At 72.8% G+C, this 13,475-nt stretch carries 4 protein-coding genes and 1 pseudogene; 3 read left to right on the forward strand and 2 right to left on the reverse strand.

Going from position 1 to position 13,475, the window contains the following annotated elements:
- The first annotated feature begins 865 nt into the window (after positions 1-865).
- Genes ACLEQD_RS22500 through ACLEQD_RS22510 form a run of 3 tightly spaced genes read left to right on the forward strand, consistent with a single transcriptional unit; the run spans position 866 to position 2,894 of the window.
- Positions 866-1,309: a PEGA domain-containing protein gene (locus tag ACLEQD_RS22500; protein WP_410386607.1), complete on the forward strand. Its 444-nt coding sequence runs from the start codon at positions 866-868 to the stop codon at positions 1,307-1,309.
- Complete coding sequence (locus tag ACLEQD_RS22505; protein ID WP_410386609.1) at positions 1,306-2,037, forward strand: hypothetical protein; 732 nt, start codon at positions 1,306-1,308, stop codon at positions 2,035-2,037. Before ACLEQD_RS22500 ends, ACLEQD_RS22505 begins: the two co-directional genes overlap by 4 nt.
- 32 nt (positions 2,038-2,069) lie before the next feature.
- A complete protein-coding gene (locus tag ACLEQD_RS22510; protein ID WP_410386611.1) occupies positions 2,070-2,894 on the forward strand; it encodes a GNAT family N-acetyltransferase in 825 nt (274 codons plus the stop codon).
- Between the two features lie 3 nt (positions 2,895-2,897).
- Here ACLEQD_RS22510 and ACLEQD_RS22515 read toward each other — a convergent pair whose 3' ends face one another.
- Positions 2,898-4,247 (reverse strand): GON domain-containing protein, encoded by a 1,350-nt coding sequence (locus tag ACLEQD_RS22515; protein WP_410386613.1) that lies wholly within the window; start codon positions 4,245-4,247, stop codon positions 2,898-2,900.
- A gap of 228 nt (positions 4,248-4,475) precedes the next feature.
- Positions 4,476-13,475, reverse strand: a pseudogene (locus ACLEQD_RS22520) (amino acid adenylation domain-containing protein); the annotation flags it as partial.

Genomic DNA, 13,475 nt, shown 5'->3' on the forward strand with positions numbered 1-13,475 from the left:
GTGGGTCGGTGCGCCCGCCGAAGCGTCACGCGCCTTCTTCCTGGCCCCGGAGGCTACCGTCGCCCGCTGGCGCGAGGACGGGTTCCAGCGGCTGTTGAGCGAGGGCCGCGCGCTGCTCGCGGCAGGGCAGGGGGCACGGGCCGCCCGGTGTCTCAATGCCGCGCTGACGCTCCAGCCCGGAGCCCCCGAGGTGCTGGCGCTCCTGCGCTCGCGTCCCGTGAAGAAGGGGTTGGCCCGGCGTGCGTGGGATGCGCTTCCGGATTCGTGGCCGGAACGAGCGAAGGGGCTCGTGGCGGGCGTGGTGATCGCGGGAGTGCTGGGGAGCGTGGGGACGTGGGGATGGCGCTCGCGTGAGCGTGCGGAGGACTCCAGCACACCCGTGTCTCCAGCGCCTGTCGCGGGTTCGGACACGGTGGGGGCGCCTGCTGCGCCATCGGGTGTGGCTGCGAATGCAACGAAGCGCTCCTCCGTGCCTCCCGCTCCCGTCGCGGGTTCGGGCACGGTGGAGGCTCCCACTGCTCCAGTGGGTGTGGCTCCCCTGTCTGTCGCGAGCTCGAAGACAGTGGAGACCTTCGCTCCTCCGCCTGTCATGGGTTCCAATGCAACGAGGGGCAACTCGGTGCCTCCCGCGTCTGTCGCGAGCTCGGGCACGGTGGATGCTTCTGCTCCTCCGCCTGTCGTGGCCTCCAATGCAACGCGGGGCAACTCCGTGGACTCCGCGTCCGTTGCGAGCATGAACGCAGCGGGTGCCTCCAGGGTTCCTTCACGCGCCTCGGCGCCGCCAGCGCGCGGGGCGGCTGATACTTCGCGGCCTCGGAGCTCGCGTCCCGAGACGACGGAGCCCGTCCCTGGCGAGGACCTGCCCGTGCGCGTACCGGACGCCCAGGACTTCGCGACCCTCACGGTGGCCACGCGCCCCTGGGCCGAGGTGTTCGTCGATGGCCAGAGCCGGGGCTACACCCCACGGCTGCGCGAGCTGCGGCTGTCCCCCGGAACGCACCGGCTCCGCTTCGACAACCCCCTGTGCGAACCCGTCGAGGAGGTGCTCGAAGTGGTTGCCGGTGAAGCGGTCTCCCGTGAAGTCTCCCTCCGGGTGCGCGACGCGGAGGTCACCATCGTCGCGCCCGCGGCGTCCCGCGTCTTCGTCGACGGCGTGGAGGTGGGCGTGGCCCCGCTGCCGGCTCCCCTGAAGCTCACGCACGGGGGACACCTCGTGTCGGCCCGCGACGCCCGAGGCAACGTGCTGAGGCAGTCGCTCAACGCGGTGGCGGGCACCCGCACCACGGTCGTGCTGGAGCCGTCGCCATGAAGACCGCCATCGTGTCCCTCGTGCTCGCGGCGTCCTCCTCGCTGGGCCCCGCCCGCGAGGCCTACCAGTCCGGCGACCTGCCCCGAGCCCGGGCCTCACTGGAGGGCCTGCTCCAGCCCTTGCGGCTCACCAACCTCCAGGAAGAGGCCGAAGCCCACCTGCTGCTCGCCGCGACGCTCCACGCGCAGGAGGACCTGCCGCGCGCCGAGCAGGAAGCCGTGGAGGGACTCGCGCTCGACCCCGACACGAAGCTGGACCCGCTGGTGTATCCGCCGGACTTCATCGCCTTCGTCGAACGGGTCAACGTCCAGCGGCGCGAGCGCATCACCCGGCGCGCCGCCGAGCGCCGGCCTCCCGTGCTCCTGCCCCAGCTCTCCACCTCCGCCCCCGTCCTCGTCGAATCCCGCCCGGCGTCGCAGGGCTGGTACCTGGTGCCGTTCGGCGTGGGCCACCTGGTGCACGGCCAGCGCTCCAAGGGCACGGCGCTGGCGGTGGGGCAGGGCGCGACGTTCGCCGTGTCCGCCGTCTCCCTGGGCGTGGCCCTGTCGATGCGCGGCTCCGACGGCCGCTACTCCGCGCAGGACGCGCCCACGGCCCGGGCCTTCAACGTCTCCTATCTCGTGGGGGCCTACGCCTTCGCGGCGCTCTACGCCTACGGGGTGCTGGACGGGCTCCTGTCCCCACCCGAGCCGCTCACCCCGTCTCCGGGCCGCGTCCCCGAGCCCTGACGCGGCGGCCCGCCCCGGTGTAAAGGGAGCGGATGAACGACGTGAACCTGGTGGAGATCGCGCGGCGGTTCGAACGCAAGCAGGCCACCTCCGCGGTGGCGCTGGCGACGGACTCCGCGCCGCTCGCCGACGGCTGGATGGCGTTCGGCGGCGTCGGCTCGTACATCAACAAGTCGTCCGGCTACGGCTTCGAGCGCGCCGTCACGGACGCGGAGCTGGACGCGCTGGTGGACTTCTTCGCCTCGCGCGGGGTGGAGCCCAAGGCGGAGCTGAGCCCCTTCACGCCGCAGGCCCTGCTGAAGGGGCTGGCGGACCGGGGCTTCGTGCTGCGCGAGTTCGAGACGGTGCTGTACCGGCCGCTCCCCGCGGGAGAGGACCTGTCGCTGCTGGCGCGGAGCGCGGCTCCGGGCCTGCGCATCGAGCGGGTGGATCCGTCCGACGACGCGGCGGTGCGCAGGTTCGTGGAGGTCGCCGGCAGCGGCTTCGTCCCGGAAGGCGAGCCGATGCCGGAGATCTTCTGGGAGATGGGATTGAAGGCGGCGCGCAACCCCTCCTCGGACTCGTACATGGCGTGGCTCGACGGCGTGGCGGTGGGGGCGGGGGGCTGCGAGGTGAGCGACGGGCTCACGTCCCTGTTCGGCACGTCGGTGCTGCCGGCGTACCGACGGCGCGGCGTGCAGCAGGCGCTCATCGCCGCGCGGCTGGCGCGGGGGCAGGAGAAGGGCAGCGACCTGGCCGCGATCATGTCCTCGCCCGGCATCCCCACGGAGCGCAACGCCATGCGCCTGGGCTTCCAGATGGCCTACTCCCGCGCCGTGCTGGTGAAGCCCGGCGCGGGGCTGGAGCCGTCGCCCTGAGGGCTACGGCTGCGGCGCGGTGTACGCCAGGGGCAGCAGCGCGCCGTTCTGGTTGAACGGGTTGTAGCTGCCCTGCGGGCCCACCCAGCCGCAGCCGCCGTAGCCGTGCATCTCCACCACCTGGTTGTTGTCGTGGAACGCCCACCACGAGGACTCACTGGAGGGGCCGAACTTGCCAATGGCGCCCGCGGGCACGGAGAACGGCGTGCCCCGCAGGTCCACGTTGGCCAGGCCCGTGCGGCTGCACCCCATGGCCGCCGCGTAGGTCATGGCCGTCACGCGCTCCTTGCCGACGTGCATGAGGAGGCCGGTGGACGTCGCGAAGGTCTGGTCCCCGGTGTCCACGGCGAGGGTGACGGGGTTCATCCGGACGCGCGTGTACCGGGTCCGCACGTCCGTGCCCGGCGAGTTCCCTCCCGACGTGTACTGCGAGTAGTTGGCGCCGTCCTCCGTGTGCACGAGGGGCAGGTACTCCTTGGGCGTGGTGATCATGTCCTTGCACCACGCCGTCCAGCGCTTCAGCGGGTCCTTGTTCACGAACAGCGCGTACTCGCCATCCGGCGCGCCGGGGCGGGCGGCCCGGATCTCCTGGCACGTGGAGGGACGGTCCCCGCCGCGGTAGTGGAGCTGGAGCGTGCCACCCTGCTGGTTGTAGGGGTTGTAGCTGCCCTGCGGGCCCACCCAGCCGCAGAAGCCGTCACCGGTCAGGTCGACGACCTGGCTGTCCTCGCTGGAGACGGCCGCCCCGGACGCGCTCGCGCCGCCCACGCCGAACGACTCCGCGTCCACCGTGAACGGGGTGCCCCGGAGGTCGATGCGGCCCACGCCCTGCCCGCCACCGCACGCCATGGCCACGCCGTAGGGCACGGAGGTGACGGTGTCCGGCGAGTGCGTCAGCTCGCCCGTGGAGATGGCGAAGGTCTGGTCCCCGGTGTCCACGCTCAGGGTCGTGGGGTCGATGCGCAGCTGGTAGTAGACCGTGCGGACGTCGGTGCCGGGCGAGGCGCCGCCCGCGGTGTACTGCGAGAAGTTGGCGCCGGGCTCCTTGTGCGGCAGGGCGAGGTACTCGGCGGGCGTGCCGGCCATGTCGTGGCAGTACGCGGTCCAGGACGCGGTGACGTCACCGGCCACGTACAGCACGTAGTAGCCGTCCGGCGCGCCGGGCTGCGCGGTCCGGATGTCCAGGCAACTGGCGGGCAGCGTGCTGAGCGCCTGGGTGTTCGTCGCGGGCGTGCCGGAGGTGTCGCTGTCGCTGGCACCGCAGCCAGCGGCAGCGAGGGCCAGGAGGCCCCAGGTCAGGGTCCGAACGCGGCGGGGGAAGTGGGAGACGGAGGAAGGCTTCGGGTGATTCATGGGGATGAGGCTCCTTGGGGTTGCGGAGCCTTCCCATCGCAAGGTCGGGGCCATGCGGGCCGTCCGGGCCCCACCGCTGGGATTCCAGGACGTTGCAGGCGCACCAGGGCCTCCTGGTGCGGGGACGACGCCGCGAACGTGCCAGTCCTGGCACGCGCGTGGGTGCTGCCCAGGGGACGGCGCTGTCATGCCCCCCGGGCTTCCACGGCGGTCACGGTGGACTCCGGCCTACCGCGAGGTGTCCCGTGCCGCGCGCTGGAGCGCCTCCGCCAACCGCTCCGCGAGCCGCTGGACGTGGGGCGCGCGCAGCAGCGTGTAGTGGGTGCCGGGGAGGACTTCTCGCGTCAGCTCACCGTCAACGTGCGCGCTCCAGCCGTCGTCCCGAGGCGCCGGAGTGTCGCCCGCCTGGAGCAGGAGGACGCGCCCGGTGAACGTCCCGGGGCGGTGGTGCTTCAGCGCCCGCAGGTTGTGGGTGAAGACGTCCAAGAGCGTGCGTCCCGAGGCTGTCGATGCCTCGGGCGACGCGAGCTGTCCCTGGTCGAGCTCGAACAGCGCGGCCACCTGACGCGCGTCATCCACGTCGAGCGGCACCCGGTCATCCGCCGCCGGGCTCGGGTCGATGAGCGCCACGAACTCCACGGGCTCTCCGCGGGACTGGAGCTGGCGGGCCATCTCGAAGGCGACCACGCCTCCCATGGACCAGCCTCCCAGGCGATACGGACCGTGAGGCTGCACGGTGCGCACGGCGGCCACGTAGATCGCCGCCATCACCTCCACCGTGTCGAGCGGCGGACGGCTTCCATCCACCCCCTGCGATTGGAGTCCGTAGAAGGGCTGCTCCGGGCCCAGCTGCTTCGCCAGCGCCGCGTACGCGAGCACGTTGCCGCCCACCGGGTGGACGCAGAAGAAGGGCCGCTGCGTGCCCTCGCGCTGGATGGGCACGAGCGGGGAGAAGACCGTGGGCGCCTGCTGGATCAGCCGGGCCAGCGTCTCCACCGTGGGCGCCTGGAAGAGGGCGGCCAGGGGCAGCTCGCGGTGGAACCGCTCCCGGATGCGCGCCATCAGCTTCACGGCGAGCAGGGAGTGGCCCCCCAGCTCGAAGAACGGCCGCGTCACGCCGATGGGCCGGACGTCCAGCAGCTCCTCCCAGAGCGTCACCAGCTCCCGCTCCAGGTCGTCTCGCGGCGCGACGTCGGGGGCCTCGGAGGGACGGGGGGCCGGTGCCTCCGGGACGTGCATCCGGCGCAGCTCCTCTTGTGTCAGCAGGGACGTCCGGTCCAGGAGCGCGTCGGGCGCCGTGAGGACTGTCTCCAGCAGCGTGCTCCAGCGCTCCAGCAGCCGCTGGACCGTGGCGGCTTCGAAGAGGTCGGTGCTGTACGTGAGCGCGCCCTGGAATCCGCCGGGCAGCCGCGTCAGCGCCAGGTCCAGGTCGAACTTCGCCGTCGTCGAGGCGACCTCCACCGCCTTGAGCGTCAGGCCGGGGAGCACGGCCTCCGGCTCCGGCGTGTTGTGCAGCGCGAAGAGGGCCTGGAAGAGCGGGGTGCGGCCCAGGTCGCGCTCGGGCTGGAGTGCTTCCACCAGCCGCTCGAAGGGCAGGTCCTGGTGTTCGTACGCGCCCAGCGTGGTGGCGCGCACCTGCGCGAGGACCTCCCGGAACGACGCGTCCGCGGCGAAGCGGGCCCGGAGGACCAGCGTGTTGACGAAGAAGCCGATGAGGCCTTCGGTCTCCGCGTGGCGGCGGTTCGCGATGGGCGTGCCCACGAGCACGTCGTCCTGTCCGGCGTACCGCGACAGCAGCAGCTGGAACGCGGCCAGGAGCACCATGAAGGGCGTGGCGCCCTCGCGCTTCGCCAGCGCCTCCACCGCGTCACTCAGGGCCGATGACAGCTGGACGGGCAGCCGCGCGCCCAGTGCGGAGCGTCGAGGCGGACGGGGCCGGTCGGTGGGCAGCGCCAGTGCGTGCGGTGCCCCTTCGAGCTGCCGCTTCCACCAGTCGAGCTGTCCCTCCAGCACCCGGCCCTCCATCCACGCGGCCTGCCACCGGGAGAAGTCCCCGTACTGCACGGGCAGCTCCGGCAGCGGCGACGGCTGGCCCTGCCGGAACGCTTCGTAGAGCGCCACCAGCTCGCGCACGAGCACCCCGAAGGACCAGCCGTCGGAGACGGTGTGGTGCGTGCACAGGAGGAGCACGTGCTCCGTCGCGTCCAGGCGCAGCAGCGTGAAGCGCGCCAGGGGGCCGGTGCCCAGGTCGAAGGGACGCAGCGCCTCCGCGTCCGCCCGGCGCCAGGCCTCGGCCTCGCGCTCCTGCTCGGGCAGGGCTTCCAGGTCCTCCGTGCGCAGCGTCCCCATGGGGGCCGCGTGGATGCGCTGGCGTGGCGCTCCGTCGTGGGACTCGAACGTCGTGCGCAGGGTCTCATGCCGCTGCACCAGCGCGTCGAAGGCCCGCTGGAGGGCGGACACGTCCAGCGCTCCGGACAGCCGCAGCGCGAAGGGCATGTTGTAGAGCGGGCTGCCTGGCTCCAGCTGGTCGATGAACCACAGCCGCTGCTGCGCGAAGGACAGGGGCGCGAGTCCTTCCCCCTGCGCCCGCGTCAACGGCGGCAGCGTGGGAGTGGGCGCCGCGTCCGGCAGCCTCCGCGCGAGGCCCGCGACCGTGGGGGTTTCGAAGAGGGCACGGACGGCCAGCTCCACGCCGAAGCGGGCGCGCACGCGGGCCACCACCTGCGTGGCCAGGAGCGAGTGTCCACCCAGCTCGAAGAAGTTGTCGTGGCGGCCCACGCCGGGCACGCGCAGCAGCTCCTCCCAGAGGGCGGCGAGGCGCTCCTCGGTGGGCGTGGCCGGAGGCTCGGAGACCCGTGCGGGGAGCCGTGAGGCGTCCGGCACGGGCAGCGCCTTGCGGTCCACCTTGCCGTTGGGCGTCAGCGGCAGGACGGGCAGGGCGAGGAGGGCGGCAGGCACCATGTACTCGGGCAGGTGCCGGTGCAGGTGCTCGCGCAGCGGAGCGGTGTCCACCTCCGGCGTGACATAGGCCACGAGGCGCGCGTCGCCCGGAACGTCCTCGCGGATCAGCGCCACCGCGTCCCGGACCTCTGGATGCGCGCGCAGCGTGGTTTCGATTTCACCCAGCTCGATGCGGTGGCCGCGCAGCTTCACCTGGAAGTCCAGGCGGCCCATGAAGTCGAGCGTGCCGTCCTCCCGCCAGCGGGCCTTGTCGCCCGTGCGGTACAGCCGTGCACCCGGCTCCGTGCCGAAGGGATCCGGCAGGAAGCGCTCGGCCGTCAGGTGCGGACGGCCCAGGTAGCCGCGCGCGACGCCTTCACCGGCGAAGCACAGCTCTCCGGGCAGACCGAAGGGCACCAGCTCCAGACGCGCGTCGAGGATGTACGCGCGCAGGTTGTCCAGCGGCCGGCCGATGACGGGCAGCGCGTGGGAGGTCCCCTGTACGTCCCACACGGTGGCGTCCACGGTGCACTCGGTGGGGCCGTAGGCGTTGAAGGCCCGCGTGCGTGAGGTCGCGGCGAGCCGCCGCCACATCACCTCGTCCAGCGCCTCGCCGCCCACCAGCATCAGCGATGGCAGGCGGGGGCGCTCCAGCATCCCCGCGTCCAGGAGCAGCTTCAGTTGCGCGGGCGTGCAGTCCAGCGCGTCCACCCGCGTCCGCTCCAGCCACTCGAGCATCCGCTCCGGCTCCAACCGGAGGTCGTCCGGGACGGGGCACACGCAGTGGCCGCCCAGCAGCTGGAGCACCTGCTCGATGGAGGCGTCGAAGAACAGCGGCGCGTTGATGCTGATGCGGAGCCCCGGGGGCTGTCCCGAATAGGCGGTCCGCAGGAGCGCGTGGCGCAGGTGGAGCAGCGAGCGGTGGCGCACCATCACGCCCTTGGGCGTGCCCGTGGAGCCCGACGTGTAGATGACGTAGGCGAGGTTGTCCGCGCCCGCCGCCGGCGGCGGGTTGTCCGTGGACTGGTCCGACAGTCGGACCAGTTCAAAGTCTCCCGCCTCCGCCGGCACGGTCTCCCCGAACCTGTCCGACAGTCGGACCCGTTCGATGTCTCCCTCCTCCGCAGGCACGGCCTCCCCAGACCTGTCCGACAGTCGGACAGGTTCTGCGTCCAGCCGTACCAGGTGGGCCACCTCTGGTTGCCACGCTTCTTGCAGTGCCCGCGTCGTCACCAGCACGGTCGCGCCAGAATCCTTGAGGACGAATGACTTGCGCGCGGCGGGCGCGGACGGGTCCAGGGGCACGAAGGCGCCTCCGGCCTTGTTCACCGCGAGCAGCGCGATGACGCCCTGCGCCGAGCGCTCCAGGCACAGGCCCACCGGGACCTCCGGCCCCACGCCCAATGAGCGCAGGTGCCAGGCGAGCTGATTGGCCCGGCCGTTGAGCTGCTGGAAGGACAGCGTCGTCTCCCCGAACACCACGGCGTCGGCGTCCGGGGTGCGCGCCACCTGCTCCTCGAAGCGGCCGTGCAGCGTGCCGTCGCCGTCGAAGGGCGACGCGCCTCCGGCCAGCTCGCCCAGGAGCCGCTGGCGTTCCTCCGCCGAGACGAGGGACACGCTGGACAGCGGTGCATCCGGTTGCGTGAGCACCGCCTCCAGCAGCACGCGCAGGTGCGTGAGGAGTCGGGCCATCGTGGGACGCTCGAAGAGGTCCGTGGCGTATTCGAGCTTGCCTCGGAAGCCGTCCTCGCGGCGGTCCAGGTCCAGGCTCAGGTCGAACTGGGACGTGGTGCGCTCCGCGAGGGCCGCGGGCCGCACGGTGAGCCCGGGCAGCGACAGCTCCGGCACGGGCGCGTTCTGGAGCGCGAACATCACCTGGAACAGCGGCGTGCGCCCCAGGTCGCGCGTCGATTGCAGGGACTCCACCAGCCGCTCGAAGGGGAGGTCCTGATGCTCGTACGCGCCCAGCGTGGTGGTGCGCACCTGGGCCAGCAGCTTCCGGAACGTCGTCCGGGCGCCGAAGCTTCCGCGCAGCACCAGCGTGTTGACGAAGAAGCCGATGAGCCCCTCGGTCTCCGCGTGGCGGCGGTTCGCGATGGGCGTGCCCACGAGCACGTCGTCCTGGCCGGAGTAGCGGTGCAGCACCGTCTGGAAGGCCGCGAGCAGCACCATGAAGGGCGTGGCGCCCTCCTGCCGCGCCAGGGCCTCCACGCGCTCTGACAGGGCCAGGGGCAGGTGCACCGGCACGGTGTCGCCGCGCTGGGTGGAGACGGCGGGGCGGGGCTTGTCGGTGGGCAGCTCCAGGGCCCGGGGGGCTCCGGCGAGCTGCTGGGCCCACCACGCGAGCTGCGCCTCCAGCGCCTCGCCCTGGAGCCAGCCGCGCTGCCAGAGCGCGAAGTCCGCGTACTGCACGGGCAGCTCCGGGAGCGCGGGCGGCCGGCCCTCGCGCAGGGCCGCGTAGAGGGCGGTGAGCTCGCGCACCATCACGCCCAGCGACCAGCCGTCGGAGACGATGTGGTGCAGGTGGAGCACCAGCACGTGCTCCTCCGCCGAGAGCGTCAGCAGCAGGGCGCGGATCACCGGCCCCCGCTCCAGGTCGAACGGGCGCTGTGACTCCTCCGTGGCCCGGCGCTCCGCTTCGCGCAGCCGGGCTCCGGCGTCCTCCAGCACCGTCAGGTCCACGCGCTCCAGCGGCACGGTGCCTGGGCGTGGAGGTGCTGCACGGGCTGGCCCGCCTCCGTGCGGAAGGTGGTGCGCAGGGCTTCGTGCCGCGCCATCAGCGCGTCCAGGCTTCCCTTGAGCGCGGACTCGTCCAGCGCGCCGAGGAGCCGCAGGGCGACGGGCATGTTGTAGAGGGCGCTGCCCGGTTCGAGCTGATCGATGAACCACAGCCGCTGCTGCGCGAAAGACAGCGGCAGCAGCGGAGGCCTGGGCGCCCGGTTGAGCGGCGGCACGTGGCCATGGCGGTTCGTGGCGGTGCCCAGGTGACGCGCGAGCGCGGCCACGGTGGGCGCGTTGAACAGCTCACCCAGGGGCAGCTCCACGCCCAGCACCGCGCGGATGCGCGACACCACCTGCGTGGCCAGCAGCGAGTGGCCGCCCAGGTCGAAGAAGTCATCGTGGATGCCCACGGCGTCCAGGTGCAGCACCTCCGCCCAGATGGCCGCGAGCCCGGCCTCCAGCGCGTTCCGGGGCGCTCGCGCGTCGACTCCGAGGACCGGGGCGCTTCGGGCGCGGGCAGGGCCTTGCGGTCGACCTTGCCGTTCGGCGACAGCGGCAGGGACGGCAGCGCCACCCAGGCGGACGGCACCATGTAGTCGGGGAGCTGCCGCCGCGCGTGCGCCTTCACGCGGTCGGTGCTGGCGCCGTCCTCGTCGAGGACGACGTAGGCCACGAGCCGCTTCTCACCGGGCACGTCCTCGCGCGCGAGCACGACGGCCTCGCGCACGTCCGGGGCCTGGCGCAGCACGGCCTCCACCTCGCCGGGCTCGATGCGGAAGCCTCGCAGCTTGAGCTGGAAGTCGGTGCGGCCCAGGAACTCCAACGTGCCGTCCTCGCACCAGCGGGCCCGGTCGCCCGTGCGGTACAGCCGGGCACCCGGCGTGGCGGAGTGGGGATGGGGGATGAACCGCTCGGCGGTGAGGTCCGGCCGCTGGAGGTAGCCCCAGGCCAGGCCGTCGCCACCCACGAACAGCTCGCCAGGGAGTCCCGGCGGCAGGGGCTGGAGGTGCGCGTCCAGCACCCACGCGGTGGAGTTCGCCAGCGGCCTGCCAATGGGCACCGAGCGCTCCACCGTGTCTCCCGCGTGCAGCGTGTGCGTGGTGGAGAAGGTGGTGTTCTCCGTGGGGCCATACCCGTTGACGAGCACGGCGTCCGGCGCCATCCGCGCCAGGTGTTCCCGCACGCGAGGCACGGGCAGCACGTCGCCGCCCGCGAGCACCTGCCGCACGCCCGCGAGCGAGGTGCCTTCGTGCAAGACCATCTGCTCGAAGAGGGCGGCGGTGAGCCACAGCGTGGTGACGCCCTCCACGGCCAGCAGCGTGCCCAGCTCCGACAACGAGAGTGCACGCGGTGGCGCCAGCACCAGCTTCGCGCCGTGCAGCAATGCGCCCCAGAGCTCCAGCGTGGACGCGTCGAACGCGACCGGTGCCGCATGGAGGAACACCTGCTCCGGGCCGAAGGCGATGAAGCCGTTGCCCCGCACCAGGCGCACGATGCCCCGGTGGGGCACGCTGACGCCCTTGGGCCGGCCCGTGCTGCCGACGTGAACATCACGTAGGCCAGCGCGTCGGCGGGTACCCGCACGTCCAGCGCCGTGTCCGGCTGCTTCGCGATCCGCTCCGCCTCCGCGTCCAGGAGGACCAGGAGCCCGGCCACCGCGGGCAGCTCATCCGCCAGCGCCTCCTGCGTGACGAGCACGCTGACGCCCGCCTCCTGGAGCACCCAGGTCGTGCGATCCGCGGGGGCCTTCGCCTCCACGGGCACGTAGGCCGCGCCCGCCTTGAGGATTCCGAGCATGCCGGTGACGAGCTCCGGCGAACGCTCCACGCACAGCCCCACGCGGTCTCCGGGCCGCACGCCCAGCCGCCGCAGGTGGTGCGCGAGCTGGTTCGACCGCCGATCCAGTTCGGCGTACGTGAGCTCGCGCGCCGCGTCCTCCGGCAGGACGGCCCCGGCACTCGCGGGCATTCGCACGGCGACGGCGTCCGGCGTGCGCGCGGCCTGCTCCGCGAACAGCGCGGGCACGGAGGCGGCACGCGGGTACTCCGTCGCGGTGTCATTCCAGGTGGCCAACACCTGCCGCCGCTCCTCCGGGGTGAGCAGCGGCAGGCGCGTCAGCGGGGTCGCTGGCGCATCCACCGCGGCGTCGAGCAGCACCTTCAGGTGCCGAGCCATCCCGGCCACCGTGCCGGACGTGAACAGGGCGGTGTTGAAGTTGAGGCCTCCCGTGAAGCCCTCCGGCGCACGGTGCAGCAGCAGCTCCAGGTCGAAGCGGATGGCGCCCGGGTCGGCGTTCATCGGCTCGAGCGTCAGGCCGGGCAGGGCGAGCACCGGCAGCGGCGCGTTCTGCAATGTAAAGACGACCTGGAAGAACGGCGTGCGGGAGGCGTCGCGCGCGGGGTGCAGCTCCTCGACGAGCTTCTCGAACGGGAGGTCCTGGTGCTCGTAGGCGCCCAGCGTGGTGTCCCGCACGCGCTCCAGCAGCGAGCGGAAGGTGTCGTCCTCGCGCAGCCGGGTGCGCAGGACCACGGTGTTCGCGAAGTAGCCGATGAGGGCCTCGGACTCGGCGTGGCGGCGGCCCGCGATGGGGGAGCCCACCAGCACGTCGTCCTGGCCGGTGTAGCGGCCCAGCAGCACCTGGAACGCGGCCAGCAGCACCATGTACGGCGTGGCGCCCTCGCGCTTCGCCAGGGACTCCAGGGCTTCGCTCAACGCGGACGGGAGGGTGAACGGCATCAGGGCGCCCCGGAAGGTCTGCCGGGCCGGACGCGGATGATCCGTGGGCAGCTCCAGGTGCGCCGGCGCGCCTTCCAGTTGCCGCCGCCAGTAGCCGAGCTGCGCCTCCAGCACCGCGCCCTGCAGCCAGCCGCGCTGCCACAGCGCGTGGTCGGCGTACTGCACCGGCAGCTCGGGCAGCGGGGACGGGAGGTTGCGGGAGAGGGCCGCGTAGAGCGTGCCCATCTCGCGCACCAGGACGCCGGTGGACCAGCCGTCGGAGATGATGTGGTGCAGGTTCAGCACCAGCACGTGCTCCGTGGACGACAGCTTCAGCAGCAGGGCCCGCAGGAGGGGCCCCTGCTCCAGGTCGAACGGCGTGCGGGCTTCTTCCGTGGCCAGCCGTGAGGCCTCGGCGCGGCGCTGCTCCAGGTCCGGGATGCCGGTGAGGTCCACCTGGCGCAGGGGCAGCGGACCCGGTGCGTGGATGACCTGCTCCGGCGCGCCTTCGTACTCGCGGAACGTGGTGCGCAGCGCTTCATGACGGCGCAGCAGCCGGTCGAAGCTCCGCTGGAGCGCACCGACGTCGAGCGTTCCCTCCAGCCGCAGCGAGAACGGCATGCTGTAGGCCGTGTCCGCGGCGCCCAGTTGATGGATGAACCACAGCCGCTGCTGCGCGAACGACAGCGGCAGCACGGCGGGCCGTACCCCACGCGTCAGCGGCGTGAGGCCGGTCGATGCGGTGGGCTCGGCCGGCTCGGGCCAGGCCGGAGCGGAGGCCACGGACCCGGACCCGGGCGGAGCGATGCGCCGGGCGAGCGCCTCCACCGTGGGGGCTTCGAACAGCGTGCG

This window comes from Corallococcus sp. 4LFB (assembly GCF_046520365.1).
GTDB lineage: Bacteria > Myxococcota > Myxococcia > Myxococcales > Myxococcaceae > Corallococcus > Corallococcus caeni.